The sequence below is a fragment of the Olsenella sp. SW781 genome (assembly GCF_012027725.1).
In the GTDB taxonomy this organism is placed as follows: Bacteria; Actinomycetota; Coriobacteriia; order Coriobacteriales; family Atopobiaceae; genus Thermophilibacter.
The window spans coordinates 1-25,806 of the sequence record NZ_SJOU01000006.1 but is presented as its reverse complement, the minus strand read 5'-3'; the positions used below and the strand labels follow the sequence as shown (position 1 = coordinate 25,806).

The window sequence follows — 25,806 nt, the reverse complement described above, 5'->3', positions numbered from 1 at the left end:
CCATCAGCGCTTGTCCTTCTCGGCACGGCGCTTGTCGTTGATGATCTTGACGTGCTCGTCGGTGATGAGCTTAACGCCGTTCTCCTTGGCCCAGGCCACGCAGCCGTTGAGGACGGTCTTGAGGAACGGGCGCGGCACCTTGACGAAGTTCCTGAGCGCCTCGTCGGTGAACTTGACCGTGTCGTCCGCGCGGTTGGCCGCGTAGCGAATGGACTCGATGTCCACCTCCTTGGGCGCGGGGACGGGCTCGGCGATGGGCCTAGCGAGCTTGGGGAAGCGCGTGTACCAGAAGTTGGTGGAGTCGCGGTAGCCGTAGTCCACGGGCACGGGCGGGAAGCTCGCCTTGTTGACGCCGTTCACGATGGCGTCGTAGTAGCGCTCCTTCATGAGGATCTTGTCGATGTGAAGGATGAAGTGCGCGCCGTACTTGGACGTGATACCGTTGAAGTCGTTGTAGGGGCCAGGGTGTCCGTCGTCGATGTCCTCCACGCGGAACTTGTCCGCGCCCTCGAGCTCGGCGGCCCAGGTGCACTCGAAGACCTGGAACGCGCTCTTGATCACGGGCGGGCGCAGCGGGTCTGCGGGGTCGGCCTGGCCGGGCTCCATCTCGAACTTGAGGTCGCCCATCTTCTCTGCGGAGGGCCCGGGGAACCCCAGGCGCACGGCCTCCTTGAAGCTCTCGCGGTCGTCGGGGATGAAGTTCAGGGCGCACTTGTGCGTGCGGAGCAGGTTGGCGCAGGTGTTGGACGTGTTGCGGCACTCCAGGAGCATCGCGTAGCGGTCCTTGCCGGCGATGTAGTACAGGAAGCACAGCGAGTACGAGCCGATGTTGAGGGAGCCGTCGGGGTTCATCGTGGAGACGCACACCGTCGGCATGGGGAAGAAGGCCGACGTCTGGTAGAAGTTGTCGACGATCCTCAGGTCCTTGAAGCTGCTCACGATTCTTGTCCTCCTTCTGTGTGCGGGGCGCCCGCCGCGAGGGCGGCCGCCAGATTGCCGATGGATGCGGTGCCGAGGTCCGCGTTGACCGAGCAGGCGAGAAGGACCTCGGCGAGCACGTCCGCGAGGGGCGCGAGGTCGGCACGCCCCGAGCGCTCGAGCACGGTGCGGACGGGGCGGGCGACCTGCTCGCGGAGCATGCGGTGATGGCGCGCGAGGTAGCCTGCGGCGCGCCCGCCCCCGTACTGCTCCCAGGTGGGGCGGTATGCGTCCGAGAAGGAATCGAGCTCGTCGCAGAGGGCGGCGAGGCCGCGCTCGAGGTCGCTCGCGCGGGCCGCGGCGGCGCCCATGCGCGCGAGCGCGCCCTGCCAGTCGGCGAGCGCGAGCGTGGCGACGATCTCCTCCTTGTCGCGGAAGTAGTTGTAGAGGGTGCCGGGGGCGACGCCCGCGCGTCGGGCGAGGGAGCGCATGGAGAGGGCCTGGTAGCCCTCGGTGACGAGGGTCTCGCGCGCGGCCTTGAGGACGCGCTCCCGCAGGTTCTCGATGATCTTGGGCATGAGCGCCCTTCTCGCCGGGCGTTTATGAACACGTTCATTTTAAGGCCGGAGAGGGGAGACGCAAGGGCATGTATCCGGGCGGGAGGACGGGACGGACGAAAAGGGCGGCTCCCGGACTGCCCTCGCGGGAGCGTCCGGGAGCCGCCCAGGTCGGTGGTGCGTGCGGGATGCGGGGGCTACTTCTGCTGGCCCTCGTTGTCCTTATGCTCGCGCAGGGCGGGGATGATGCGCTTGACGACCCAGAAGATCACGGCCACGATGACGATGGCGATGATCACGTACTTGACGACGTCGGAGACCCACTCCGCCTGGGCGGTCACCGTCTCCCAGGCGCTGCCGGCCGCCGCGCCGAGCGAGCAGAGCACGCTGTTCCAGACGGCAGATCCGACGAGCGTGTAGAGCGAGAAGCGCACGACGCCCATCTTGGCGGTTCCGGCGGGGATGGAGATGAGGCTGCGCACGACGGGGATGCAGCGGCAGATGAGCACGGTTGCCTGGCCCTTGCGGTCGAACCAGTCGACGGCGCTCGAGATGTCCTCGGGCTTGAAGCCCAGAAGGCGCATCGGGCGCGTGCCGAAGAACGTCATGAGGCGCTCGCGGGAGAGGAGGCGGCCGACGCCGTAGAGGATGTAGGCTCCGGTGATCGAGCCGATGGTGGCGGCGATGATGACGCCGGGGAGCGTGAGGTCGGTCGTCGTGGTGAAGAAGCCCGAGAGGGGCAAGATCAGCTCGGACGGAATGGGCGGGAACACGTTCTCGAAGAAGATGAGAAACCAGACGCCAATGTAGCCGAACTGGCTGATGAGGTTGGTGAAGACGTCCTCCATGGGGCTCCTTCTGCTCGACGGCACAAACGAGGACATTATCCCAGTCCCCGGCCAGCTCGGAGGAATAATCAACGATTGCACAGAACTGGGACCGCGGACGTCGGCCCTCCCTCGCGGCGGCTTGGCTCGGGGAGGTCAGGCGAGCGCCGCCCTTCGCGGCCTGCCGGCGTGGGGGCGCGCCGCCAGACGGTACTCGACGCTCTCGATGGAGACCATGCGCGCCGAGCCGACGCGCCAGGAGTCCAGCTCCCCCGCGCGGCAGAGCTGCGCCACGCGGGCGGTGCTCACGCCGAGGCGGCGCGCCGCCTCGGCGGCAGTGATGGCCGGGACGTCCTCGATGCCCGCCCTCACGGCGACGGCGATCACGGTGCCACCCCGTTCCGGCGCGTTGCCCACGTTTGCGGGCTGCCGGGCGCGTCCGGCAGCGAGGTCGGAGATCACGTGCTCGTACAGCCAGTCCGCGGCCATGCCCACCGCGTCGGCAAGGTCCGCCCCCTCGGTTGCTCCCGGAAGGCCGCAGGGAAGGGCGATGACGGCCCCCTCCTCCTCCACGAACTCGAACTCCTGGACGTAGACCAACGCCATGCCCCCGATCATCTCAGACCCGCCTCGCGCAGTATTCCGAGGGCGGTCGTGTCTCGCAGCTCCCTGTGTCGGGGAACGGTGATGACACGTTCCCCTTTTCGGAACTTGTCATGCTTGGACCCCCTGCCCGCGAGCTTGACCCATCCCGCGCGGGTGAGCTCGCGCTCGAGGCCTCGCCTCTTGGCCGAGAAGAATCACCTCAGATATTAGCACTGCTAATGTTTTGTTGCGCCCCGGCCGCGGGAGGCCGGGGCGCCGGGATCTATCTCAGATGAAGGCGCCAGCGCAGCAGGGGCACGGCGACGCAGCTCGCGCCGAGAAGGACGACGAGCAGCGCGGGGAGCGCGTCCTCGCCGGTGCCGGGCAGGCCCTCCGGGGACTCGGGCGCCGTGGCGGCCGTCTGCGTCACCGCGTCCTCGTCGTGCGCCTCGAGCCCCTCGCCCCCTCCGTTGCGGTAGAGGTCGACGCGAGCGGCGTTGTCGAGCGAGGTCCCCTCGACGTAGGACTCCGTGGCGCGCATGCGCAGGACGGCGGGGGAGAGGCCATCGTCATGAGATGCCGCGAGGTCGTCGACGTCATCGTGCGCGTCCTTGAGGCCATTTCGGTCCCAGTCGCCCGTCCGGGTGGTGAAGCCCGCCTCGACGCGCCCATACTCGAGGCGGATGCCGGTCACGACCTCGCCCTCGTCAAGCCCGAGCTCGGAGACCGCGAGCTCGACCGCCTCGTCGGCGGGCACGTCGGCGCGCCAGAGCCTCCATCCCTCGTAGCCGAGCTGCCTTCCCTCGCCCTCGAGCCAGGGGTTCTCATGCCCGTCCGAGCGCGTGGCGTTGGCGCCGCTCTCGTCAACGCGGGCGGGGTCGGTGAGGTTGGTCTGGTACCAGACGTTCATGAGGCCGTCGTAGTCCCCGCTCGCGCGTGGGGTGACGATCGACGTGAGCACGGCGAGGCCGCGTGCCGCGGCGTCGATCCGGTCGGTCATCGTGAGCTCGTCGGCCCAGGTCGCGCTCGTGCTCCTGAAGTCGATCCCGTACTCGTACGACCCGTCGTCGGAGACGGTGAGCGCGGCGCGGTTGGCCCCGTCGCCGTTGGCCTCCGTGCGCGCGGCGACGGGGTCGGCGATCTCCTGCCGCTTGTCGATCTGCCCGGACACCTCGATGGGGTCGTCACGCATGACGACGGTCTGCACCTCCCCCGTCTCCTCGACGGTGAAGGTGACGGTCTCCGCCCGGTCGTAGTTTCGGGGCGTCAACTCCTCCGTCAGCGTGTAGGTGCCCGGCTCGAGGCGCTCGATGCGGTGCGGCTCGGTCCCCGAGACCCACGTCTCGACGAGGGTCCCCTCCCCGTCGCGCACGGTGAGCGTCGCCCCGGGCACCTCGTCCTCGCCGGTCGCGGAGCGCTTGGAGACGTCGACTTTGGTGTAGTCGTTCTCCAGCCTCGCGCTGACATGGGCGCCCCCGGCGAGCCAGTCTCCGGACACGAGCCCGGCCTCGTCGACGTGGACGGTCCGCACCGTCCGGTCGAGCAGGTGCCCGGGGACGGGCATGGTCTCCATGAGGTGCCAGTCTCCCGGGGCCATCCCCTCGATCCTCAGGGTCCCGTCATCGCCCACGACAAGCGTCCGGGCGCTCGCCGCCGCCGCGGGGTCGTCGCCTTCCGCGGCGTTCCACCAGGCGAACTCGGTCCCGGGGAGGGTCGCGTCCTCGCTTCCCAGCTCCGACTTCGTCACGACGAGCGAGTTCTTCTCGTTCGTGGCCTCGACGGTCACCGTGACGACGGAGGTCTGCTCGCCGCCCGTCGACACCGTGAACTCACGGGGCGTCCCGTCGAGGACGTAGCCGTCCGGCGCCTTCGTCTCCACGAAGGCGTAGGTGGCGGTGCCCGACCCGAGCGGCAGCCCGCCCACGCGCGCCGCGCCGTCGGCGCCCGTGCTCACATGCGCCACGACCTGGCCGTCCGCTGCCTGGACGGTCCCGTCGGGGGCGACGACGTCCCCTCTCGCGACGACGTCGAACTCCGCGCCCGCCAGGGCCTCGCCGCTCTCGGCGTCATGCTTGACGAGCGTCGCGGAGGCGCTGCGCTCGATCACGAGCATGTTCTGCACGTCGCCGCGCGGGGCGTGGTAGACGCGGACCGCGTGGTTCCAGGGTCCGTCCTCGCCGGCGTGCGCCTGCGCCTCGAGGTAGAGGTCGAGCGCCGCCTGACGGACCTCGGCGCTGGTGGGGCCGCGGTCGGCGAAGCTGTAGCCGCCGCCTCCCTCCCAGGCGCCCACGGGGACGTAGCACTCCACGCCGGGCTCGATGTAGCCCTGCTGCATGTACACCGCGAGCGCCGTGGCGGTGCGCGCCCCGAGCTCGCTCAGCTGGTGGCCGGCGATGACGCTGGTGCCCGGGAAGCCGTGGTAGGCGATGTAGGCGAGCGCGCCCGTGGCGTACTCCCAGCCCGCGTCGTAGGAGAGCGTCTCCGGGTTCACGCGCCCGAGGTTCATGCAGTACCCCACGGCGACGGTGGTGCCCGTGCCGTCCATGACGTCGAAGTAGTGGGTGCCGGCGTCAAAGCCGTCCTCGTTGCTGGGTGACGTCACGCTGCGCACGGTCACGGCGTCGCCGATGGCGAGCGCCTCCCGCGGCGCCGCCCCGCACGCGACGCAGAGCAGGAGAAGGAGCGCCGCGACGAGGGTTGCGACCCTCGCGACGCCCGTCACCCCCTCGCGACGACGTCCGATGGCTGTCCTGAACTGCTCCATGCAGGCTCCTCTCAATCGATTTCCGATGGGCCGGGCGAGCGTACCAAGGGGCCTCGCGACGTTGTCTTCCCGCCCTCTGACGGGCTGCTGACGGGGCAGGTGAGGGCGGCCGTCAACGGCAATCGATTTCAGAACCTATCGGCAGGCGCGTCCTTCTCGCCTGTGGGCGGAGGGCCTTCACCGTCTCTGCAGACATGGGCGTCGTTTTTGTAAGGATTCGTATCGTTGCAGCTCAAAGCCATGGAAAAGGCCCTCCGCCCCATTTGCCGGGACGGAGGGCCGCCATGCGTCGTCCTTCTCGCCTACAGCGCGGACTCGTAGATCTGCCGCGCATCTTCCATCGTCAGGCGTCTGAACTCGCCGAAGACGGGCCCCTTGTTCTTCTCCAGGGTCTCGAGGAGCGCCGGAATCTGCCCTCTCGTGACGCCGAGCTCCGAGAGCGTCCTCGGCATGCCGAGGGAGACGAAGAAGCCCTGCAGCTCGTCGATCGTCGCGCCCACGGCGTCGGCGACGGCCTCCTCGGCCGTCACGTCCACGGCGTCCTCGGCGGGGTCGACGGGCTCGATCCCAAAGACGTCGCGGCCGAACGAGAGGAAGCGGTCCGGGTTCTCGCGCCACACGTGGCGCATCCAGGCGGGCACGATGACGGCGAGCCCGGCGCCGTGCGTGATGCGCGCGTCGTGGGCGGAGAGCTCGTGCTCGAGGGCGTGGCTCTCCCAGCCTCCCGCGCGGCCGCCGGCGACGGCGTTCCTGCCGAGGCCGGCGATGTCGTTGTGCGCGAGCATGCCCGCCCACATGATGTTGGCGCGGGCGTCGTAGTCAGCGGGGTCGGCGAGGGCGCGCGGCGCCTCCTCCACGAGCGAGCGCACAATCGCGCACGCGATGCCGTCGGTCACCGGGACCGGCCCCGCCGAGGAGAAGTACCGCTCGATGACGTGGGCGATCATGTCCGTGACCCCGGCGGCCGTCTGGTAGGAGGGGAGGGTGAAGGTGAGCTCGGGGTCCATGACGGAGACGGCGGGGCGATGGAGCTCGCTCGAGAGCCCGCGCTTGAGGCGCAGCTCGTCGTTGGTGATGACGCAGCTCGCCGAGGCCTCGGAGCCGGCGGCGGGGATGGTGAGGACGCAGGCGACGGGAGGCTTGCCCTCGGCGACGGGCTCGGCTGCCCTCGAGAAGAGGTCCCAGACGTCGCCCTGGTAGGGGACGCCGAGCGCGATTGCCTTGGCGGTGTCGATGACCGACCCGCCGCCGACGGCGAGGATGACGTCCGCCCCGATGTCGCGGGCTCGCTCGACGCCCGCGCGCACGAGGCCGACCTCGGGGTTGGGCCGGACGCCGGAGAGCTCCTCGTGGGCGATCCCCTCCGCGTCGAGCGCGGCGAGCACCCTGCCGAGCGTCCCGGTGCGCACGACCGAGCCCTGGCCGTAGACCACGAGCGCGCGGTGCCTGCCGAGTGCCGTGAGCTCCGCGCCCACGCGGTCGGTGACGCCCCGGCCAAAGACGAACTTGGTGGGGCAGAGGAACGTGAAGTCGTTCATGGCGGTCCTTTCGACGGAATGTCGAGAAGAGCTTAGCGCTTGCGCCCCGCTCCCGCCGAGCTTGCCGTCTCCTGCCGCGCGGCTTACGCGCGCGTTACGCGGCACGTCTATCGTAAGGGCAGCATTGGGGTTGCCGCAGGAGGAGGCTGAGGGGCATGGCTGAGGCATTGCTTGGCAGGAACGCATCGTACCTGCGAAGGCTCGGCGCGCTTGCGGCCCTTCTCTGTGGCGCCGGGGCGGCGCTGGGGCTCGGGCTGCTCCTTCTCTCGCCCTCCGCCGACGCGCTCGCCGCCACCGCCGCGAGCGCCCTCGTCGCGGGATGCGGCGCCGCGCTGAGCCGCGCGGAGCGGGGCGCCTGACCCCCCGCCGTTCTTCTCGCCGTTCTTCTCGCCGGCCTCTCGAGGGGGCGTCGCCTAGGAGAGAAGCTCGCGGACGACCCCGCGCGTGACCTCGTAGACCTCGGGCACCTTGGAGGCGCGGGGGCCCGCCACGTTGAGCGTCAGCTCTCGGCCGATGCCCTCGAGCCACGTCCGCGCCCGCGCAACCTCACCCGGACCCTCGATCACGAGCACGGGGCGCCCGTACGCGCGGGCGAAGTCGACCGTGGCCTCGGTGCCGCTCTTGGGCTCGAGGCCGCCCGGGGACACGATGAGGGTCGCATGGGAGTCGCGGACGTTCCACGCCGTGCGCTGGATGTACCCGGCGCTCGGCGTCTCCCTGAGCTCGGGGTAGGGGCCGAGCAGGCCGGGGGCCTCGGGGAGGTCCTCCGCGAGGCCGCCCGCCGGGCACCAGCCGCACAGGGCGACGCCCATCTCGCGGGCGGCGTCGAGCGCGCCGCGGTCCGCCCCGGTCTGGCCTCCCGAGCGGACGAGGGCCACCAGTGACAGGTTCCCCACGATGTCGTGCTTCTCGGCCTGCTGCTCGTCGATGAGGCCGCGGTGCGCGTGGCGCATGTGGGCCCAGCGGTCACGGCTGAGCACGTTGACGTGGGCACGCGCCGCGTCGCCGAGGCGCGGCCGGGGCAGCGACTCGATGACGCGGTCGGGGATGAAGCCGAGCTTCTCCTGCACGCGCCGGCTCTGCTCGTTGCCCTCGTAGTAGCTCGCCCAGACCGCATCGAGGCGCAGGTCTAGGAAGGCGTGCTCGAGCAGGGCCGCAGCCGCCTCGGGCACGATGCCCTGCCCCCAGAGGGGCCGGCCGACCCAGTAGCCCAGCTCCGCCTCCCGGCTCGACCGCGCGAGGTCGGATGCCGCGCCAAGCATGAGGGCGATCGCGCCCACGGGCAGGTCCCCCGCGCGTCGCTTGAGCACGATGGCGTAGCTCTCCGGCATGGCGAGCACCTCGCGGATCACCCGGCGGCTCTCCTCGACGCTCTCGTGCGCGGCCCATCCTGCACGCGGGCCCACGTCGGGGTCGCGCGCGTAGCGGAAGAGCGCGTCGGCGTCGGACTCCCTCCAGGGCCGCAGGGTCAGGCGCGTGGTCTCGAGGTGCTGTGTCATGGCTGCCTCCAATCGGCTCACCACAGCATCGCACATCCGCCGCCCCCCGTGCCCGCAGAGTTGGCCGTTCGGCGCGTGAGCGCTCCCCGGCGAGGGCGGGGCTGCCTCAGGCGGCCGGGTCAGGGGACGGGGGCTCGCCCCTCGCGTCGAGGCGCTCCTGCCAGCGCGCGCGGTGCTCCTCGAAGCCCATGAGCCTCCTTCGCGCGCCCGGGAGCTCGAAGGGCTCGAAGCCCCGCTCTCCCGCATCCGCGAGCGCCTTGAGCTGGCTCGGCTCGTCCCGGAGGAGGCCCTCCGTGAACTCGACGAGCTCGTCGGCGCTGCGCATCCAGTCGCCGGGAGCGTCGCCGATGCCGTCGAGCAGCTGGGGGCCCGCCGCGGCGAGGCCGTCCGCGACGTCGAGGACCTCGATATCGTGGCGCCATAGGCCCCCGAGCCCATAGCAGTACGTCACCGTTCCCCACGCGCGGGCGAGCAGGTCGCCCAGCCGCGTCTCCGAGGCGTCCTCGTGCAGGAACGCGTGGCGGCGCGACTCCACCCTCGGGACCTCGCCGAGGATCTCGGGCTCCCCGATGAGGTGGTTCTTCCCCCCGTGCCTGAGCTCGAACCCGAAGGGGCGCGTGTCGAGCCAGCAGAAGCAGCGCTGTATCACGATGTGCAGGTCGAGGAAGGTGAGGCCCGCCGGTACGAGAATCTTCCTCCAGCACGTGAAGCTCCTGCCGTAGGGCCCGCCGGCCACGAGGGGCAGGCGGACCATGAGGAGGAAGGCCCTCTCGTCGCCCGTCGCGCGATGGTAGGACGCGGGCGGATCGGCAAGCATGGTCGGGTCTGGGGGCGCGGGCGATTCCGCGACAGGCCTGCCTGAGAGGGCGCGGGCAATCTCGTCCATCGTGAGGGGGCCGGCGCCGTCGACAATCTCGTGCGCGAGGAGCTCGGGTTCCGCGTCCCGTATGTCGTCGAGGCTCGCCCCGATGTGCGGCCCCAGGGCGAGCTGCAGAAACTTGAGAATCCCCCGTGCCTCCCGCATGCCCTCCCCGGTGAGGGAGACGTTCGCCTCGTCGGGGAGGCGGTGGATGAGGCCGCATTCCGCGAGGCGCTGGAGCGAGCCGAACGCGTGGGTGCGCGGCGACACGACGGTTTCGAAGCAAGAGAGCTCGTAGTCGGGATTCAGATAGAGCAGAACGAGGGTGAAGATGTCACCCAGGCGGGCGTTCAGCGTATCGGAGCCGCGGCCGTGCGCGGATTCGGGCGTTCGGGCGTACCCAGGGCCGCGCCCGCGGCCGCACTCGAGGCCGTACCCGTAGCCGCTTCCGAAGTCGAGGTCGAAGTCGTCGTAGTTGCGGTACATCGTAGCTCCCTTCTCCCGTGGGAGACGAGCCTAGCAGCCCTGGTCGCGGCGTTGTCTGCCCGCCTGCTGACCGGTCGCTGACGGCGCAGGTGACGGGACCGGCCCGGCCTGCGGCGAGCCGGGCGCAATCGGCGGGCGGCGTCCTTCTCGCCCCGGGCGTATGGAGGCGGGGCGTCGGCCTCGCCACGGGCGTCGGATTCGCGACGATTCGCCACCAATCGCCAATCTGCCGTTTGACAGGTACCCCCATGGGGTATAGAGTGCATCGAGACGGAAACCCCGAGGGGGTATCTGACAGGGAGGGAAGCCATGACCGAGGAAAGCGTCGATAGGGACGTCGACCAGCGCGCCTGCCCGCACTGCGGCGAGCTCAAGCACACGCCGCGCTCGCCGGAGCTCAAGGCGAGCGTCACGCGGCGCATCAACCGTGCCGTCGGGCAGCTGAACGGCATCCGGGCGATGGTTGAGGAGGACCGCTACTGCGGAGACGTCCTCACGCAGCTCGCGGCGGTGGAGTCTGCGGTGAAGGCCATCTCGCGCGAGGTCATGCGCGACCACCTGGAGACCTGCGTCGTCGAGCGCATCCAGGCCGGCGACACCGAGGTCACAGACGAGGTCATGGACCTCTTCAAGAAGTTCATGTGATGCGTGCAAAAGTGACTGTCCCTTTTGCACGCTGGGAGGTGCGATGAGAGAGACCTTTGACATAACGGGCATGACCTGCGCGGCGTGCTCGTCACGCGTGCAGAGGGCGGCGGGCGAGGTGCCCGGCGTCGCCTGCGCCAACGTGAACCTGCTCAAGAACTCGATGGAGCTCGACTACGACGGCTCGCCCGAGACGGCGGCGGCTGTGGTGGAGGCCATCGAGAAGTCCGGCTACGGCGCCGCCCGTCGCGCGCGATCGGGCGAGAAGGGCCGCGGCTCCGCGCCCGCCGAGCGCCCCGGCGCGGCCGCCGAGAGGGCCATCCGCGAGAAGCGCAACCAGCTGATAGTCTCCGCGGTCTTCTCGGTCCCGCTCTTCTACGTGGCCATGGGCCCGATGTTCGGCTGGCCGCAGCCGCCCGCGCTCGCGGGGGAGACCGACCTCGTGGCGCTCGGCCTCACGCAGCTCCTGCTCTGCGCGCCGATCCTCTTTGTGAACCGTCACTACTTCATCACCGGCTTCAGGACGCTGGCACACCGCGCGCCCAACATGGACTCGCTCATCGCGCTGGGCTCGTCCGCGTCCGCCGTCTGGAGCGTCGCGCAGCTCTACCGCATGGCGTGGGCTGCGGGCGCGGGCGACGTGGCCACGCTGCACGACGCCGCGCACAGCCTCTACTTTGACTCCGCCGGCATGATCCTCACCCTCATCACGCTGGGCAAGTTCTTCGAGGCCCGCGCCAAGGGCCGCACCACGGACGCCATCACCGCCCTCATGGACCTGGCTCCCAAGACAGCCACGGTCGTGCGCGACGGCGAGGAGGTCGAGGTCCCCACCGAGGACGTGCAGGTGGGGGAGCGCGTGATCGTGCGCGCCGGCGAGTCCGTCCCGGTGGACGGCGTGGTGGTGGAGGGCGCGGCCGCCGTGGACGAGTCCGCCATCACCGGCGAGAGCGTGCCCGTCGAGAAGGGCGTGGGCGACCGCGTCACCGGCGCCACGGTCTCCACGCGCGGCTGGTTTGCGATGGAGGCTCGCGCCGTCGGCGACGACACCACGCTCGCGGGCATCATCCGCCTCGTCGACGAGGCCACGAGCTCCAAGGCCCCGATCGAGCGCATGGCGGACAAGATCGCCGGCGTCTTCGTGCCCGTGGTCATCGCCATCGCCGCGGTGACGTTCGTGGCGTGGCTCGCGCTCGCGGGCGACGTTGCCACGGCGCTCACGCACGCCATCTCGATCCTCGTGATCTCCTGCCCGTGCGCGCTCGGCCTGGCCACGCCCACGGCCATCATGGTGGGCACGGGCCGCGGCGCCGCCAACGGCATCCTGATCAAGTCCGCCGAGGCGCTCGAGACCGCCTGCAACGTGGACGCCGTCGTGCTGGACAAGACCGGCACCGTGACGGCGGGCGAGCCGCGTGTGACCGACGTCCTTCTCGCCCCGGGCGTGCCCGAGGCGGAGCTGCTGCGCGTGGCCGCGGCGATCGAGCGCAAGAGCGAGCACCCGCTGGCCGGCGCCATCTGCTCCTATGCCGACGAGAAGGGCCCGGATGCCGAGAAGGGCGCCCGCGTCGAGAGGTTCGAGCAGGTCGCGGGCGGCGGTCTCTCCGCGACGGTGGACGGCGCTCCGGCGCTCGCCGGCAACGCGCGCCTCATGGCCGCGCGCGGAGTGGGGCTCGGCGAGCTCGAGGCGGCGGCCGCGACGCTCGCGGACGACGGCAAGACCCCGCTGTTCTTCTCGCTTGCCGGTCGTGCGCTGGGCATGATCGCCGTGGCCGACCCCGTCAAGCCCACGAGCACCCCCGCCATCGCGCGCCTCCGCGCGATGGGTGCCCGCACGGTGCTGCTCACCGGCGACCAGGAGCGCACCGCGGCCGCCGTGGCGCGCCGGGTGGGCGTGGACGAGGTCATCGCCGGGGTGCTGCCCGCGCAGAAGGAGGCCAAGGTTCGCGAGCTCCAGGAGGCGGGGCGCACCGTTGCCATGGTCGGCGACGGCATCAACGACGCGCCGGCGCTTGCCCGCGCCGACGTGGGCATCGCCATCGGTGCCGGCACGGACGTGGCCATCTCCTCGGCCGACGTGGTGCTCATGCACTCCGACCCGGCCGACGTGGCCACCGCCATGGAGCTCTCCCGCGCCACGATGAGAAACATCAAGCAGAACCTCTTCTGGGCGCTCTTCTACAACGCCATCTGCATCCCCGTGGCCGCCGGCGTGCTCTCGCCGTGGGGCATCACGCTCAACCCGATGATCGGCGCGGCCGCCATGGGCTTCAGCTCCGTCTTCGTGGTGAGCAACGCCCTGCGCCTGCGCACCTGGAAGCCGAGCGAGCGCCCGGCGTCCGAGGCAACCCCGGCCGCTGACGTGGCCGTGTCCGTTGAGAGCGTCGCAGGCGCGCCCGCGCCCGCGACCGAGAGAAGGGAACCAACCATGACCAAGACCCTGAACGTCACCGGCATGATGTGCCAGCACTGCGTCGCGCACGTGAAGAAGGCGCTCGAGGGCGTCGACGGCGTGAGCGCTGTGGACGTGAACCTCGAGGCCGGCACCGCTACCGTCGAGGCCGCCGACTCCGTGGCCGACGACGCGCTCGTGGCAGCCGTCGTCGAGGTGGGCTACGAGGCCGCCGTCGCATAGTCGCGAGCCAGGGGCCCGGCGAGAAGAGCCCGGCGAGAAGATCCTGGCGAGAAGAACGTCGCGAGAAGTACGTCCCCGCCCCAAGAACGACAGGGGCGGGGACGCTCTGTGTCCCCCTCGCGCCTGGGTGAGCCCCGCCCTCCCTTGCGTTCGAGTGACGCGTTTTGAACGGATGGGCCGCCCTGAGGGCCCCCGTCTGTTCGAAATCAGTCACTCAGGCGGCGGGGTGCCCCGGGAGTCGCCGGAATCGCGCGCTTACCCCGCGTAGTGCGCGAGGCACATCCCGATGAAGTCGCACATCTCGGCGCGGAAGTCGACCTGGCGCCGCTCCCTGCCGATGGACTCGAGCGCCTGTGCAACGAGCGGGTTGCGCCAGCATCCGCTGACGAGCCCGACGGCATGATAGTAGATGGCCAAAAGCAGGGGCTCGACGCTCTCCGCCCTGATGTCGAGGATGCGGGGGAGGCGCTCCTCCATGGGGCTGACGTGCGCGTAGTACCCGCTCTTGAAGCGGGCGAGGCGCTCCACCGTCACGTTGGTCTCGATGATCGTGGTGAGCAGGTCGCCCAGTCGGAAGTACTCCTGATGGGCGTTGGCGATTCCGGCCCAGACCTCGGCCACGACGTCGGGCGCGAGGCCACAGCCCTCGGGGAGCGCGGCGAGAAGGGCCTCGAAGTAGCTGGCGCACTCGTCGCCGGCGAGGAGCAGGAAGATCTCCTCCTTGGTGGTCACGTACTTGTAGAGGTTGGCGCGCGACCAGCCCAGCTCGTCGGCGATCGTGGTGAGGGTGATCTCATGATAGGGGTGCGTCTGGAACTGGCTGCGGGCGGCCCCCTTGATCTCCTCGAGGCGCTGCTCCTTCTGCTCGGCGCTGCGCGCCCGTATGAAATCGGCCATGGAACCCTCCGTGTGTCTCCTTCTGCCTAGTATAGCGTCCTCCTCGGAAAAATTTCCCGAATCTCATCTAACCCCTTTACAAGATACGTGACGTCACGTAACCTATAAGCGGCGCGCAAATAGGGGACAGGTTTTTTCTCTCAGGAAAGATGGGACAGGTCTCGACCGAGCCTGCCTCTCGGAAGGAGAGCCATGAAGAGGAACATCGGGTCCAAGCCCGCGCTCTATCCCGCGCCCGTGATCGTGGTGGGCGCCATGAACGGCGACGAGCCCACCTGGACGCTCGTGGCGCACACGGGCATCCCCAGTCACAGCAAGATCATGGTGAGCCTCGCCGGCGCTCACTTCATCAACGAGCACATCAAGCAGGCCGGCGTGCTCTCCGTGAACGTGGTCGACGGGTCCTGGCTCGATCGTGCGGACTTCTGCGGCAGCGTGAGCGGCGCGCGCCAGAGCAAGGCTGACGTCTTCGCCTGGACCGCGGGCGAGGCCGGCGCCCCGCTCATCGACGATGCCAAGCTCTCCATGGAGTGCCGCGTGGAGGACGTCTACGAGATCGACCACTTCGAGAACTTCATCTGTTCGATCGCGGGCACCTACGCGGACGACTCCATCGTGACCGAGGACGGCAAGGTGGACGTGGTGGCGCTCAGACCCGTGCTCTTTGAGATGCCTACCTACGCCTACCTGGCCGCGGGCGAGAAGATCGCCGACTGCCTGAGCCTTGCCAAGGCGCGCAAGGCGAAGGACGTCATGGACTAGCCCGAACTGGCGAGAAGGACCTCGAGCCTGCGGTCCTTCTCGCCAAGGGAGGACGGAGAAGAACATGCTGACGAGAAGAACGTTCGTGAACGCGTTGGCCGCGACCGCGGCAACGGCGGCGCTCGCGGGCTGCGGGGCGACGGGGAATGCGCCCGAGGCGGCCTCGCCAGAGCCCGACGAGCCCCCGGCACCTGCGACCCCTGCGGCGACGCCCGTCTACTTCACGCGCGAGATCTCGCCGGATGGCCTGCGCCGGGCCTTCGACGCCCTGGGCTTCTCGCCCGCGGGCAACGTGGCCGTGAAGCTCTCCACGGGCGAGCCGGGCGGGCACAACTTCCTCTCGCCGGACCTCATCGGCGGCCTGGTGCAAGACCTGGGCGCCACGATCGTGGAATGCAACACGGCCTATGGCGGGGCGCGCGGCACCACGGAGAGCCACCTTCAAGCAGCCGCCGACCACGGCTTTACCGCCATCGCTGACGTGGACATCATGGACGCCGACGGCTCGATGAGCCTGCCCGTCGCGGGCGGGACGCACCTCGCGGAGGACCTCGTGGGCGCGCACCTGGCGAACTACGACTCCGTGGTCTCGCTCGTGCACTTCAAGGGCCACGCGATGGGCGGCTTTGGTGGTGCCATCAAGAACTGCTCGATCGGCATCGCCAGCCGCGAGGGCAAGATGCTCATCCACAGTGCGGGTGCCTCGACCACGAGCTGGGGCAGCCCCGCGCAGGACGACTTCCTGGAGTCCATGGCCGAGGCGGCCAAGGCCGTGAGCGACCACTTTGGCGGCGTGGGCGGTGCGATGGCGTACGTCAACGTGATGAACCGCCTCTCGGTGGACTGCGACTGCGATTCTCATCCCGCCGAGCCCGAGATGGCCGACATCGGCATCCTGGCGTCGCTGGACCCGGTGGCGCTCGACCGCGCCTGCGTTGACCTCGTGTACGCGGCTGGGGACGGTGCGGCGCTCGTGGAGCGCATCGAGAGCAGGAATGGCGCCCACACGCTCGACCACGCGGAGATCATCGGCCTTGGTACTCAGACCTACAACCTGGTTGATCTGGACGTCGAAACGACCGAGGAGGAGACCATGACCATCAACGTGACCTGCGCGGGCGCAACGGTGACCTACGAGCTCAACGGCTCCGCGGCGGCTCGAGCACTCTACGAGCAGCTGCCGCTGACCTGTGACGTCGAGCCTTTCGGCAGCAACGAGCAGACCTTCTACCCGCCCGAGGAGCTCGATTGCTCGGACGCCCCGCTCGCCGAGGGTGGAGCCGGCGTGCTTGCCTACTATGAGCCGTGGGGTGACGTCGTGATGTTCTACGACGACTTCTCCGGCAACGGCAGCCTCTTCGAGCTGGGGCATGCCACGGCGGGTGCGGAGAACGTTGCGGGCATGTCCGGTGCGATCACGGTGACACGCGCGTAGTGCGGTCAGGATTAACGTACAAAATCAGACCTTACCGAAATTCTTTCCTGCCGATATATGAAATGAAATCGGATTCTGTACGTTAATCGAGTGGATTGGAATGAGGGGAATCATGCTGACAAGAAGGAACTTCCTGACCATAGCCGCCGCGGGTGCGACCGCGCTGCTCGCCGGGTGCGCATCGGACCCTGAGCCCGAGCCGCAGGCCCAGGACGAGCCGACGGTTAGCGACGAGCCCGCGGCCGACACCGGTGGCAACGCCGACGAAGAGGCGACGCCGGCAGGCTCGACCCTCGTCGCGTACTTCTCGGCGACGGGAAATACGGAGGGTGTGGCTACCGCAATAGCCGAGCGCCTAGGCGCGGATATCTTTGCCATTGAGGCGGCAGATCCCTACACAGATGAGGACCTCAACTACAACGACGACGCCTCCCGCACGAGCGTCGAGCGCGCGGACGGGACCAATCCCGAGCTCGCGCAGGTCACGCCCGACGGCTGGGCCGACTACGACACGGTCCTTCTCGGCTACCCGATTTGGTGGGGCGAGGCCGCCTGGCCCCTGCGCACCTTTGTGGCGGGCAGCGACTTTGCCGATAAGACCGTGGTGCCGTTCTGCACCTCCGCCTCCTCGGGAATCGGCCGCTCGGGCGAGCTTCTGGCTGAGGCGGCGGGTGCCGGCGACTGGCTCGAGGGCGAGCGCTTCTCGTCCGGCGCCGGCGACGAGGCGGCTGACTGGGCGGCCGGCCTGGCGCTGTAGGGAGAAGATCATGAACATCGTCATTCTGCGGGGGAGCCCCAACCGCGACGGCTCCACTGCCATCCTCTGCGAGGAGTTCGCGCGTGGGGCGCGTCAGGCGGGGCACGCGGTCGAGCGCATCGACGTGGCGCAGGCGGACGTGAGGCCGTGCACGGGCTGCGTGGCCTGCGGCTACGGCGCGCGTCCGTGCGTCCAGCGCGACGGCATGGCCGCGATCCTGGAGAAGATCCTCGCGGCCGACGTGCTGGTCCTGGCGACGCCTTTGTACTATTACGGTATGTCGGCCCAGCTCAAGGCCGTGATCGACCGCTTCTGCTCCGAGAACTCCGCCATCACGGCACGGCGGCTGCGCTCCGTCCTTCTCGCTGTGGCGTGGAACGCTGACGGCTGGACCTTCGACGCCCTCGAGGCGCACTACGACACGCTGGTCCGCTACCTCGAACTGCGCGACTGCGGGCGCGTGTTCGGACGCGGCTGTGGCACGCCGTCCATGACGCGCGCCACGGACGCCCCGCGGCGCGCCTTCGAGCTGGGGCGCTCGCTGTAGATCAGCTGCGTAAACGATGAGATATGGCGAATACCGTTTTCGGTATCCGCCATTTTTTGGCTGATACCGATGTCGGTATCGACCATAATACGGTTGAAGCAGGCATCGGTATCCGCCAAAAAATTGTGTAAACCGATGCCGGTATCCGCCAGGAGGAGGGGTCATGTACCGCAATGCCATGGACAGGCTGAAAGCGTGGAAAAACGCGCCTACGCGCAAGCCGCTTATCGTTAACGGTGCGCGGCAGGTGGGCAAGACCTGGCTGGTGAGGGCCTTTGCGCAGGCCGAATTCGCCGCTCTCGCACATGTGGTGTTTCTTGATAACGAGGACATGAAGCGCGCCTTTGAGGGCAGTCTGGACGCCGATCGCCTTCTCATGCTCATTGGGGCGGAAACGGGCACGAATCCGCGCGATGGCAACACGCTCGTGTTTCTCGATGAAATCCAAGAATGTCCGCGCGCCATCACTGCGCTCAAGATGTTCTGCGAACAGCGTCCCGATGTTCCCGTTATCGCGGCGGGGTCTTTGCTGGGGGTGGCGCTCAACAGGCAGCGCGCGGAAGACGGCATGGGTACGTCGTGGCCAGTGGGTAAGGTTGAGTATCTTGATCTGCACCCGCTGACGTTCGATGAGTTCGTCCGCGAGATTGCCAACGAAAACCTCGCAGACATTACCCGCTCTGCCGAGTGCGACCTTGTCACGGCGTTTGCCGGACGACTTGAGGGACTTTTGCGCGAGTACCTGTATGTAGGTGGCATGCCAGAAGTTGTGCAGCGCTATAGCGACACGAAGGATTTCGCGCAGGCGCGAGCCGTTCAGAGGACGCTTCTTGCCGATTACGAGCACGACTTCTCAAAGCATGTGGTGAGCGCCCTTGATGTGGAGCACATTCGCCAGACGTGGCGATCGGTGCCGGTGCAGCTGGCACGCGAGAGCGACCTAAAGCGTTTTTCGTATGCCGCGATTCGCAATGGCGCGCGCGGCCGTGATTATCGTGATGCGGTGGCATGGCTGGTTGATGCGGGGCTGGTGACCAAGGTGCCGCGTGTCTCGAAGCCGGGGATTCCCCTCACGGGCTATGCCGACGAGACGTACTTTAAGCTGTACCTGCTCGATGTGGGACTCTTGGGTGCGGCGACCGGACTTACCTCACGCGCACTTGTGAAGGGGAATCGTCTCTTTACGGAATATAAGGGCGCCTACGCCGAGCAATTCGTTTGCCAGCAGCTCGTAGCCGAGGGGTTTGCGCCCTATTACTGGTCGGCCGACGGCAAACAGAAGAAGGGCGAGGTTGACTTCGTTGTCGAAGGGGCGGGAGGCCCGCTGCCCATCGAGGTGAAGGCGGGTGAGAACACTGCTGGCGGGAGCATCGCCTCGTTCGCGCGAACGTACGGTATCGAGCGTGCGGTGCGGTTCTCGCTTCTTGGATGGAAAGAGCGCGATTGGCTCACGAACGTGCCGCTCTACGCTGTGAATGGGTATCTGTCTTCCATATCGCGGGATTGATGGGGCATAGTCATGTCGACGGTGAGGCGCGGCAGGAGGTAGCCAGAGCATTAACACGCGCGTGGAAAAGAGACAGTCCCTTTTCCACGCGTTTCAACGGGATGGACTCGTTGGGGGAGGTGCGACATGTGGCTGCTGGCGGCGTGCGGTTCGGCGCTCTTTGCGGGCGCGACGGCGGTTCTCGCCAAGCTCGGCGTGCGCGAGACGGACTCCGATCTGGTGACGGCGCTGCGCACCTGCGTGGTGCTGGCCTTCTCCTGGCTCATGGTTCTCGTGGTGGGCTCGCAGGGCACGCTTGCGCAGGTCACGCCTCGCGCGGCGACGTTTCTCGTGCTCTCGGGGCTCGCAACCGGCGCGAGCTGGCTCTGCTACTTCCGGGCGCTCGCGCTCGCGGACGTGAGCCGCGTGGCGCCCATCGACAAGTCGAGCACGGCGCTCACCGTCCTTCTCGCCATCGCGCTCTTTGGTGAGACGGACGGGCTGCCGCTCAAGCTGGCGGGGACGGCGCTGCTTGCGGTCGGTGCGCTTCTCATGGCGGCGGGCGAGAAGGACGACGCGTGCCCCGAGGGCGCGCCGTGCGACCGGCGCTGGGCAGTCTTTGCCGTGCTCTCGGCCGTGTTTGCCGCGCTTACGTCGATTCTTGCCAAGGTGGGCGTCGAGGGCGTGGAGTCCAACCTCGCGACGGCGCTCAGGACGGGCGTGGTGCTCGTGATGGCGTGGGCGATCGTGCTCGCGCGCGGCAAGCAGCGCCAGCTCAGGGGCATCGACCGGCGCGAGGCCGCCTTCATCGCGCTCTCCGGCGTGGCCACGGGCGCGAGCTGGCTCTGCTACTACTACGCCATCCAGAACGGTCCCGTGAGCGTGGTCGTGCCCGTGGACAAGCTGAGCATCCTCGTGACGGTGGCCTTCTCGGCGCTGGTGCTACGCGAGCACCTGGGCCGCCGCGAGCTAGGCGGCCTTACGCTCCTGGTGGCGGGCACGCTCGCGATCGCCGCGGCGTGATTACATGGGGCGCGCTCCCGAGCCGAGCGTTCTTCTCGCCAGTCTACGGTTCCGACGTCAGCCCCCTGTAAGTCGCCGGCGAGAAGCGGACGTAATGTACACGTTTGCCCTGTTATCCAAAAACGGTGACGGGCCACGACGATTATGCGTCGAAAGGGTATTCGTTGCATAAGACAGTGCAACGAATATCCTTTCGTTGTGCGATTGACGCAACGAAAAAGAGGGTGTCATGCGAGGCGTACGAGGACGTAGCCACGAAGCCGCGCCTTGAGGTCCGCGAGAGCTCGCTTGTCGTGACACTGCCCTTTGTAGAGAAGGCGTCTGCTGGGCTACCTCCGGACGAGACTGCGGTGATGCGCGAATTGAGCCGCACGCCGCTCCTATCGAGAGGCAATATCGAGCGGAGAACCGGCTTCAGTAAGGATAAGACGGTGCGGATTCTGAACAACCTTGCGCTTCGCGGGCTGGTAGCAAAGGAGGGCGTCGGCCGAAGCAGGAGGTATCGCAGGGCCTAGATGCGTGTGATGCGCATGGCTCTTTGACGTGTCGCCTGGGATCTGATAAGTCGGCCTCGGTATTCAATGGAAGGTGCTCTCGTGGATGAGCCCCAGGAACCGTCGTGCGGCGTCTCCGAGGGGGACGTCGCGCTTCCAGGCAAGGTCGATGACCGAGACGAGCGGCGGGAAGAGCAGGCGGAACTCCAATCCCGTGCCTGGGCCAACCGTCGTGAGCCCGTCGAAGGAGACCATACGGCCCACACCCTCGCGCACGAGCAGCGCGCCGTTGTAGGAGAGGTTGTACGTCGCCGCGATGTTGATCTCGCCGGCGCGCTCGCCAAACCACGTGGCGAGAAGCCCGGTGAGCTTGTCGCCCTTGGCGTGACGCTCCGGAACGACGAGCGGCGCGTCGAGAAGGTCGGCGGGGCCCACGGCCTCGCGCGCGACCAGGGGGTCGTCGTCGCGCATGAGCACGCCCCAGGCATCGGTGGGGGAGAGGCGCAGGTGGGCGTAGCGGTCAACGTCGGGGTAGCTCATGAGCACGGAGAAGTCGTCGACGCCGTGCTCCAGGCGCTCGATGAGGTCCGGCGCGTTGCCGCTGTGCAGGTGGAAGCGCACGCCGGGGTACTTCTCGCGAAAGTCGCGCACGTGGCGGGCGATCACGCGCAGGCCCTCCGACTCGCCGGCGCCGATGAAGACGTCGCCCTCCACGATGTCCTCTCCGTGCGCGAGGTCCGAGGTGGTCTGGTCCGCGAGGCCGACGATCTCCTGTGCGCGACGCCGCAGGTAGAGGCCCTTCTCGGTGGGCGTGACGCTGCGGCTGTGGCGCTCGAGGAGCGGGGTGCCGAGCTCGCGCTCCAGTGCGGCGATCTGCCGGGAGAGCGCTGGCTGCGTTACGTGCAGGGCCTCGGCGGCGCGCGACATCGTGCCGTGCTCGCAGACGGCGAGGAAGTAGCGAAGGGTCCGGAGTTCCATGCGCGCTCCCATGAAAGTATGGAATATCACGATATGCGATATAAGCAATTGTAGCCCATCCTCCCACGATGGAGAATGTGCAAAAGGGACAGGCACTTTTGCACGCTTTTGCACGCGGGAGGCGGATGTGAGGGTTGAGCTGCGGATAGGCGAGGTTGCGGTGCTGGTGGAGCTGAACGGGTCCGCGGCCGCCTGCGCGCTCGCAGAGAGGCTCCCGTCGGTGATATCCATGAGCGTCTCGAGCGTGGGGTGCTGCGGGCAGCTGGGCTTCTCGCTGCCGTGCGATGCGGCTGACGTCCATTCCGGCTGGTCCGACGGCGACCTCAACTACAAGCCCGAGGGCGACTGGCTCGCGCTCTTCTTTGACGACGAGAAGAACTCCGCGCGTTACGGCGGGCAGGTCACGCTGGGGCACGTCGACGGGCCGCTCGATGTGCTGCGGGGCCTTTCGGGAACCCACGACGTCCGCATCGAGCTGAGCAAATAGCTGGTTGAGAGAGGAGAAACGATGTCACTATCTGCAGGCATGACCGAGTTCGAGGGGACCGACCCGGAGTTCGCGGAGCGCTTCGCGTACTTCGCGGGCGAGGTGGTCCCCGGCGAGCCCACGGCCGAGCTCCCGGCGCGCGATCGCTACCTCGCGATTCTGGCGGCGCTTCTCGGCTGCCAGGGCGCAGAGCAGTTCCGCGTCACGCTGGCCGAGGCGCTCGACGCCGAGGCCGTGACCCCCGTCGAGGCCCGCGAGGTCGTCTACCAGGGCACGGCATACCTCGGCATCGGTCGGACCCGCCCGTTCTTCTCGGCCATGAACGAGGTGTTTGCCGAGAGGGGCGTGGAGCTCCCGCTGCCCGCGCAGGGCACCACGACGCTCGAGACGCGTGGCGCCGCGGGCAACCAGAAGCAGGTCGACTACTTCGGAGAGCACATGCGCGAGAACTGGAAGACCGGCGCCTCCGAGCGCGCTAGCGTGAACCGGTGGCTCGCAGAGAACTGCTTTGGCGACTACTACACGCGTGGCGGCCTCTCCGACCTCGACCGCGAGATGGCCACGTTCTGCTATCTCGTGGCGCAGGGCGGCTGCGAGCCGCAGGCCACCGCGCACGCCGGGGCAAACCTCAACCTCGGGCGCACGAAGGACTTCCTCTACCGCGTGGTCATGCAGATCCTGCCCTACATCGGCTACCCGCGCAGCCTGAATGCCCTTACCTGCATCGACAACGCCGTGCAAAAGTGACAGGAACTTTTGCACGCCCTGCACATCGAGCAAAGGAGAAGAGCCATGAGCGAGAAGAACGACTTCACCCCCATGTTCGGCCTGGGCAGCCCCAATGACGGCTACGCCCAGTACTTCATCGGCAACTCGTATCTGAACCCACTGACGAGCGCCGCGGAGTGTGGCGTCGGGCTCGCCAACGTGACCTTCGAGCCGGGCTGTCGCAACAACTGGCACGTCCACCACGCCGACAAGGGCGGTGGGCAGATCCTCGTCTGCACGGACGGCCGCGGCTGGTATCAGGAGTGGGGGAAGGGCCCGCAGGAGCTCACGCCCGGCACCGTCGTGGTTATCCCCGAGGGTGTGAAGCACTGGCACGGCGCTGCGCGTGACAGCTGGTTCTCCCACATCGCCTTCGAGGCACCGGGCGAGAACTGCACGAACGAGTGGCTCGAGCCCGTCACGGACGACCAGTACCCGGCGTAGCCCCACTTTGGGGACGTGTTACTTCTCGCAGAGTTTTTGGGACAGGCCTTCACCCACACGTAGGAGGATGGCTCGCTCCAAGGCTCGCCCGATAACCTGTCCCAAATTGTCTGTAAGAAAAAACACGTCCCCAATTGGAGGTGCAGACATGAATTACACGACGCTCGGACACTCTGGCATTCGGATTCCGCGGCTCTGCATCGGTGGCATGAGCTTCGGCGCGCCCTCGGCGGACTTCCACCAGTGGACGATCGGCCCTAACGAGACGCGCGCGGTGATCGCCCGTGCCCTCGAGCTGGGCCTGAACTTCATCGACACGGCCAACTGCTACGCGCACGGCACGAGCGAGGAGTACATCGGCGCCGCCCTGCGCGAGCTGGGCGTGCCGCGTGACCAGGTGGTCCTTGCCAGCAAGGTCTTCTTCAACGAGGGCGGACTCTCGCGCGAGGCGATCAACCGCGAGATCGACGGCACGCTCGCGCGCCTGGGAACGGACTACCTGGACCTCTACATCATCCACCGCTTCGACTACGAGACGCCCATCGAGGAGACCATGGAGGCCCTCGACGCCCTCGTGCGCGCGGGCAAGGTCCGTGCGCTCGGCGCGAGCGCGATGTACGCCTACCAGCTCCACAACATGCAGGTCGCGGCCGTTCAGAACGGCTGGACGCCGTTCACGAGCATGCAGTGCCACTACAACCTGCTCTACCGCGAGGACGAGCGCGAGATGATCCCCGTGTGCCGCCAGTTCAATATGGCGCTCACGCCGTACAGTCCGCTCGCCTCGGGACACCTGTGCCGCCCAACGTGGGACTCCGCGTCCAAGCGCTCGACGACCGACGCCACGATGCGCAACAAGTACGACGCCGACCGCGAGCGTGACATGCCCATCGTCGCGCGCGTAGCCGAGCTGGCCGAGAAGCACGGCGTGCCCATGTCGCGCATCGCGCTCGCCTGGCACTGGGCGCGCGGCGTGGAGGCGCCCATCGTTGGCTGTTCGTCGCCGGCGCGCGTGGACGACGCGGTGGCGGCGCTCGGCGTGAAGCTCACGTCAGAGGAGGTCGCCTACCTTGAGGAGCCCTACACCGCGCACGAGCTCGTGGGCCCGTCGGCTCGTCCCGGGGAGAAGCCCCTCGCGGGCACCACGAACCCCAACGCAAAGTAGGGCAAAAGGGACTGTTCCCTCTGGCTCAAAAGGGGACTGCCCCCCTTGACCCATAACCTGTACCAAATTATCTGCAAGAAAAAACACGTCCCCAATTGGCGGGTTGCGTCGGCTCAGCTCCGCGATGCCCCGACCAGCTCCAGGAACTCGCCTGCGGATACGCGGGGTATCGGCGAGCTCGTGAAGGCCCGCTCGTCGCGTGAGATGATGTAGCTTGCGCCCCATGCCTCGGCGAGGGCGCGGATGATGCCGTCCTCGAAGTCCGGCTCGTCCGAGGCGAGGGCCCTTCGGCAGACTTCCGCCGTCGGCGCTGCGACGTCAAAGGCGTCGAGGAAGAAGGCGAGCCACCCGCGGCGCTGCTCCTCCGTCATGAAGCGGCGCGAGACGTAGTACACGTCGTTCAGCGACGTCGCGGAGACGGTGCACAGGACGTCGCCACTTTCCGAGAGCCTCATGAGCTCACAGGCGGCGTCTCCGTCGGGACGCCGCTCAAGCATGTTGTCGAGCAGGATGTTCGTATCAAGGAACAGCTTATATGTCACGGTTTGACAGCTCCTCTTTCAGGCCCTCGGGCGTGAGGTTCTCAAGAAACTCGCAGCGGGGTGTGGCGGCTCGCAGCTCGTAGTAGCGCCGCATGAGCGGGCTCTCCTCCATCTCGGCGTCCTCGTCATGTACGGGCTCAACCGCGCGCGGCACCTCGCCGGTGCGCGCGATGTTCTCCCACACGATGCGGATGACCTCCGAGGCCGTGAGTCCCGCGCGGCGGATGTAGAAGTCCGCTCGCTCCTTGCACTCCTCGCTCACCCTGCCCGCAACCAGTACCGAGGCCATTGCCCTTCCCCTCATCAGCAAACCGTTATCTGTTAACAGTATACCCATGGGTTCTCACCACCCTCTTTCGCGGTTGGTGGGGCAAGGATAGCCAGTTCCCGGCCGTCGATTCGCAAGTTCAGCGAGACGCCTCCGGGACTCAGCGAAACATGTATTGCTGAGTTCGGGGCAGAGTTTCCCCTCGGGGGCCGGAGACGCCGGCCCGCGAACCGAGGAGGCGGCTATGCCGAAGAGGAGGAAGGCGCGAAAGGCGCCGTCGGAGAGGTCGTACGCGAGGCTCACGAGGCACGAGCGGCAGACGATCGAGAGGATGCTGGACCGGGGGAAGGGGTGCCGGGAGATAGCCCGAGAGCTCGACCGGGCCCCCTCGACCGTGGCCAACGAGGTGGGGAGGCACCGCTTCGTGACCTCGCCGCGCG

Annotated in this window: 27 protein-coding genes and 1 pseudogene; 15 read left to right on the top strand and 13 right to left on the bottom strand. The window is 68.1% G+C overall.

Annotation, left to right across the window (positions count from 1 at the left end; all coding sequences use genetic code 11):
* Positions 1-3 precede the first annotated feature (3 nt).
* From E0L17_RS04830 to E0L17_RS04800, 7 genes and pseudogenes are all read right to left on the bottom strand, one after another.
* The gene (locus E0L17_RS04830; protein ID WP_167930125.1) at positions 4-939 is read right to left on the bottom strand and encodes a flavin reductase family protein; all 936 of its coding nucleotides are present in this window, start codon (positions 937-939) and stop codon (positions 4-6) included.
* The gene (locus tag E0L17_RS04825) at positions 936-1,496 is read right to left on the bottom strand and encodes a TetR/AcrR family transcriptional regulator (RefSeq protein ID WP_167930124.1); all 561 of its coding nucleotides are present in this window, start codon (positions 1,494-1,496) and stop codon (positions 936-938) included. Before E0L17_RS04825 ends, E0L17_RS04830 begins: the two co-directional genes overlap by 4 nt.
* A gap of 176 nt (positions 1,497-1,672) precedes the next feature.
* Positions 1,673-2,323 (bottom strand): DedA family protein, encoded by a 651-nt coding sequence (locus E0L17_RS04820; protein ID WP_167930123.1) that lies wholly within the window; start codon positions 2,321-2,323, stop codon positions 1,673-1,675.
* Between the two features lie 135 nt (positions 2,324-2,458).
* A complete protein-coding gene (locus E0L17_RS04815; RefSeq protein WP_167930122.1) occupies positions 2,459-2,908 on the bottom strand; it encodes a helix-turn-helix domain-containing protein in 450 nt (149 codons plus the stop codon).
* Positions 2,909-2,916: 8 nt separating this feature from the next.
* A pseudogene (locus E0L17_RS11220) lies at positions 2,917-3,066 on the bottom strand (type II toxin-antitoxin system HicA family toxin); the annotation flags it as partial.
* Between the two features lie 104 nt (positions 3,067-3,170).
* Complete coding sequence (locus tag E0L17_RS04805; protein WP_167930121.1) at positions 3,171-5,651, bottom strand: SpaA isopeptide-forming pilin-related protein; 2,481 nt, start codon at positions 5,649-5,651, stop codon at positions 3,171-3,173.
* Between the two features lie 302 nt (positions 5,652-5,953).
* Positions 5,954-7,189, bottom strand: coding sequence for an iron-containing alcohol dehydrogenase (locus tag E0L17_RS04800; RefSeq protein ID WP_167930120.1), 1,236 nt, complete (start codon positions 7,187-7,189; stop codon positions 5,954-5,956).
* A 155-nt stretch (positions 7,190-7,344) separates the two neighbouring features.
* Between E0L17_RS04800 and E0L17_RS04795 the strand changes: the two genes are divergently transcribed.
* On the top strand, positions 7,345-7,548 hold the full coding sequence (locus tag E0L17_RS04795; protein ID WP_167930119.1) for a hypothetical protein: 204 nt from the start codon (positions 7,345-7,347) through the stop codon (positions 7,546-7,548).
* A gap of 54 nt (positions 7,549-7,602) precedes the next feature.
* Here the strand turns inward: E0L17_RS04795 and E0L17_RS10915 are convergent, their stop codons facing one another.
* Together E0L17_RS10915 and E0L17_RS04785 are read right to left on the bottom strand one after the other, a co-directional pair.
* A complete protein-coding gene (locus E0L17_RS10915) occupies positions 7,603-8,688 on the bottom strand; it encodes a GNAT family N-acetyltransferase (protein ID WP_206109009.1) in 1,086 nt (361 codons plus the stop codon).
* A gap of 106 nt (positions 8,689-8,794) precedes the next feature.
* Complete coding sequence (locus E0L17_RS04785; protein WP_167930118.1) at positions 8,795-10,033, bottom strand: IS1096 element passenger TnpR family protein; 1,239 nt, start codon at positions 10,031-10,033, stop codon at positions 8,795-8,797.
* A gap of 309 nt (positions 10,034-10,342) precedes the next feature.
* On the opposite strand from E0L17_RS04785, the gene E0L17_RS04780 reads away from it, so the two are divergent.
* Positions 10,343-10,678 (top strand): metal-sensing transcriptional repressor, encoded by a 336-nt coding sequence (locus tag E0L17_RS04780; protein ID WP_167930117.1) that lies wholly within the window; start codon positions 10,343-10,345, stop codon positions 10,676-10,678.
* Positions 10,679-10,721: 43 nt separating this feature from the next.
* The gene (locus E0L17_RS04775) at positions 10,722-13,313 is read left to right on the top strand and encodes a heavy metal translocating P-type ATPase (protein ID WP_167930116.1); all 2,592 of its coding nucleotides are present in this window, start codon (positions 10,722-10,724) and stop codon (positions 13,311-13,313) included.
* Positions 13,314-13,568: 255 nt separating this feature from the next.
* On the opposite strand, the gene E0L17_RS04770 is transcribed toward E0L17_RS04775, so the two are convergent.
* The gene (locus tag E0L17_RS04770) at positions 13,569-14,210 is read right to left on the bottom strand and encodes a TetR/AcrR family transcriptional regulator (RefSeq protein WP_167930115.1); all 642 of its coding nucleotides are present in this window, start codon (positions 14,208-14,210) and stop codon (positions 13,569-13,571) included.
* A gap of 192 nt (positions 14,211-14,402) precedes the next feature.
* On the opposite strand from E0L17_RS04770, the gene E0L17_RS04765 reads away from it, so the two are divergent.
* The 7 genes from E0L17_RS04765 (at position 14,403) to E0L17_RS11215 (ending at position 20,735) form a co-directional block, all read left to right on the top strand.
* Positions 14,403-14,972 (top strand): flavin reductase family protein, encoded by a 570-nt coding sequence (locus E0L17_RS04765; RefSeq protein WP_167930114.1) that lies wholly within the window; start codon positions 14,403-14,405, stop codon positions 14,970-14,972.
* A gap of 64 nt (positions 14,973-15,036) precedes the next feature.
* Positions 15,037-16,407 (top strand): cyclophilin-like fold protein, encoded by a 1,371-nt coding sequence (locus tag E0L17_RS04760; RefSeq protein WP_206109008.1) that lies wholly within the window; start codon positions 15,037-15,039, stop codon positions 16,405-16,407.
* 100 nt (positions 16,408-16,507) lie between these two features.
* Complete coding sequence (locus E0L17_RS04750; protein WP_167930113.1) at positions 16,508-17,164, top strand: flavodoxin; 657 nt, start codon at positions 16,508-16,510, stop codon at positions 17,162-17,164.
* Between the two features lie 10 nt (positions 17,165-17,174).
* Positions 17,175-17,711 (top strand): flavodoxin family protein, encoded by a 537-nt coding sequence (locus tag E0L17_RS04745; RefSeq protein ID WP_167930112.1) that lies wholly within the window; start codon positions 17,175-17,177, stop codon positions 17,709-17,711.
* A gap of 163 nt (positions 17,712-17,874) precedes the next feature.
* Positions 17,875-19,218, top strand: a complete 1,344-nt coding sequence (locus E0L17_RS04740; protein WP_167930111.1) for an ATP-binding protein — start codon at positions 17,875-17,877, stop codon at positions 19,216-19,218.
* Positions 19,219-19,344: 126 nt separating this feature from the next.
* The gene (locus E0L17_RS04735; protein WP_167930110.1) at positions 19,345-20,220 is read left to right on the top strand and encodes an EamA family transporter; all 876 of its coding nucleotides are present in this window, start codon (positions 19,345-19,347) and stop codon (positions 20,218-20,220) included.
* 125 nt (positions 20,221-20,345) lie between these two features.
* On the top strand, positions 20,346-20,735 hold the full coding sequence (locus E0L17_RS11215; RefSeq protein WP_167930109.1) for a MarR family transcriptional regulator: 390 nt from the start codon (positions 20,346-20,348) through the stop codon (positions 20,733-20,735).
* Between the two features lie 63 nt (positions 20,736-20,798).
* Here E0L17_RS11215 and E0L17_RS04725 read toward each other — a convergent pair whose 3' ends face one another.
* Positions 20,799-21,692, bottom strand: coding sequence for a LysR family transcriptional regulator (locus E0L17_RS04725; RefSeq protein ID WP_167930108.1), 894 nt, complete (start codon positions 21,690-21,692; stop codon positions 20,799-20,801).
* Between the two features lie 127 nt (positions 21,693-21,819).
* On the opposite strand from E0L17_RS04725, the gene E0L17_RS04720 reads away from it, so the two are divergent.
* The 4 genes from E0L17_RS04720 to E0L17_RS04705 all read left to right on the top strand — a co-directional run bounded on the left by E0L17_RS04720 (position 21,820) and on the right by E0L17_RS04705 (position 24,556).
* Positions 21,820-22,179: a cyclophilin-like fold protein gene (locus tag E0L17_RS04720; RefSeq protein WP_167930107.1), complete on the top strand. Its 360-nt coding sequence runs from the start codon at positions 21,820-21,822 to the stop codon at positions 22,177-22,179.
* Positions 22,180-22,200: 21 nt separating this feature from the next.
* Complete coding sequence (locus E0L17_RS04715; RefSeq protein WP_286163297.1) at positions 22,201-22,926, top strand: carboxymuconolactone decarboxylase family protein; 726 nt, start codon at positions 22,201-22,203, stop codon at positions 22,924-22,926.
* 45 nt (positions 22,927-22,971) lie between these two features.
* Positions 22,972-23,391 carry a cupin domain-containing protein gene (locus tag E0L17_RS04710; RefSeq protein ID WP_167930106.1) on the top strand — a complete coding sequence of 140 codons (420 nt, stop codon included), beginning with the start codon at positions 22,972-22,974 and terminating at the stop codon, positions 23,389-23,391.
* 148 nt (positions 23,392-23,539) lie between these two features.
* Positions 23,540-24,556: an aldo/keto reductase gene (locus E0L17_RS04705; RefSeq protein WP_167930105.1), complete on the top strand. Its 1,017-nt coding sequence runs from the start codon at positions 23,540-23,542 to the stop codon at positions 24,554-24,556.
* A gap of 113 nt (positions 24,557-24,669) precedes the next feature.
* Here E0L17_RS04705 and E0L17_RS04700 read toward each other — a convergent pair whose 3' ends face one another.
* The gene (locus tag E0L17_RS04700) at positions 24,670-25,098 is read right to left on the bottom strand and encodes a type II toxin-antitoxin system VapC family toxin (RefSeq protein ID WP_167930104.1); all 429 of its coding nucleotides are present in this window, start codon (positions 25,096-25,098) and stop codon (positions 24,670-24,672) included.
* A complete protein-coding gene (locus tag E0L17_RS04695) occupies positions 25,088-25,387 on the bottom strand; it encodes a type II toxin-antitoxin system RelB/DinJ family antitoxin (protein WP_167930103.1) in 300 nt (99 codons plus the stop codon). The genes E0L17_RS04700 and E0L17_RS04695 overlap by 11 nt, the downstream gene beginning before the upstream one ends.
* Before the next feature lie 223 nt (positions 25,388-25,610).
* Between E0L17_RS04695 and E0L17_RS04690 the strand changes: the two genes are divergently transcribed.
* Positions 25,611-25,806, top strand: a 196-nt coding sequence (locus E0L17_RS04690) for a helix-turn-helix domain-containing protein (RefSeq protein ID WP_167930102.1), incomplete at its 3' end; no start/stop codon positions are given.

Coding starts and splice junctions, on each gene's coding strand:
- E0L17_RS04825 (WP_167930124.1), bottom strand. CDS start 1,496: ATGCCCAAGATCATCGAGAACCTGCGGGAGCGCGTCCTCAAGGCCGCG.
- E0L17_RS04820 (WP_167930123.1), bottom strand. CDS start 2,323: ATGGAGGACGTCTTCACCAACCTCATCAGCCAGTTCGGCTACATTGGC.
- E0L17_RS04815 (WP_167930122.1), bottom strand. CDS start 2,908: ATGGCGTTGGTCTACGTCCAGGAGTTCGAGTTCGTGGAGGAGGAGGGG.
- E0L17_RS04805 (WP_167930121.1), bottom strand. CDS start 5,651: ATGGAGCAGTTCAGGACAGCCATCGGACGTCGTCGCGAGGGGGTGACG.
- E0L17_RS04800 (WP_167930120.1), bottom strand. CDS start 7,189: ATGAACGACTTCACGTTCCTCTGCCCCACCAAGTTCGTCTTTGGCCGG.
- E0L17_RS04795 (WP_167930119.1), top strand. CDS start 7,345: ATGGCTGAGGCATTGCTTGGCAGGAACGCATCGTACCTGCGAAGGCTC.
- E0L17_RS10915 (WP_206109009.1), bottom strand. CDS start 8,688: ATGACACAGCACCTCGAGACCACGCGCCTGACCCTGCGGCCCTGGAGG.
- E0L17_RS04785 (WP_167930118.1), bottom strand. CDS start 10,033: ATGTACCGCAACTACGACGACTTCGACCTCGACTTCGGAAGCGGCTAC.
- E0L17_RS04780 (WP_167930117.1), top strand. CDS start 10,343: ATGACCGAGGAAAGCGTCGATAGGGACGTCGACCAGCGCGCCTGCCCG.
- E0L17_RS04775 (WP_167930116.1), top strand. CDS start 10,722: ATGAGAGAGACCTTTGACATAACGGGCATGACCTGCGCGGCGTGCTCG.
- E0L17_RS04770 (WP_167930115.1), bottom strand. CDS start 14,210: ATGGCCGATTTCATACGGGCGCGCAGCGCCGAGCAGAAGGAGCAGCGC.
- E0L17_RS04765 (WP_167930114.1), top strand. CDS start 14,403: ATGAAGAGGAACATCGGGTCCAAGCCCGCGCTCTATCCCGCGCCCGTG.
- E0L17_RS04760 (WP_206109008.1), top strand. CDS start 15,037: ATGCTGACGAGAAGAACGTTCGTGAACGCGTTGGCCGCGACCGCGGCA.
- E0L17_RS04750 (WP_167930113.1), top strand. CDS start 16,508: ATGAGGGGAATCATGCTGACAAGAAGGAACTTCCTGACCATAGCCGCC.
- E0L17_RS04745 (WP_167930112.1), top strand. CDS start 17,175: ATGAACATCGTCATTCTGCGGGGGAGCCCCAACCGCGACGGCTCCACT.
- E0L17_RS04740 (WP_167930111.1), top strand. CDS start 17,875: ATGTACCGCAATGCCATGGACAGGCTGAAAGCGTGGAAAAACGCGCCT.
- E0L17_RS04735 (WP_167930110.1), top strand. CDS start 19,345: ATGTGGCTGCTGGCGGCGTGCGGTTCGGCGCTCTTTGCGGGCGCGACG.
- E0L17_RS04725 (WP_167930108.1), bottom strand. CDS start 21,692: ATGGAACTCCGGACCCTTCGCTACTTCCTCGCCGTCTGCGAGCACGGC.
- E0L17_RS04715 (WP_286163297.1), top strand. CDS start 22,201: ATGTCACTATCTGCAGGCATGACCGAGTTCGAGGGGACCGACCCGGAG.
- E0L17_RS04710 (WP_167930106.1), top strand. CDS start 22,972: ATGAGCGAGAAGAACGACTTCACCCCCATGTTCGGCCTGGGCAGCCCC.
- E0L17_RS04705 (WP_167930105.1), top strand. CDS start 23,540: ATGAATTACACGACGCTCGGACACTCTGGCATTCGGATTCCGCGGCTC.
- E0L17_RS04695 (WP_167930103.1), bottom strand. CDS start 25,387: ATGGCCTCGGTACTGGTTGCGGGCAGGGTGAGCGAGGAGTGCAAGGAG.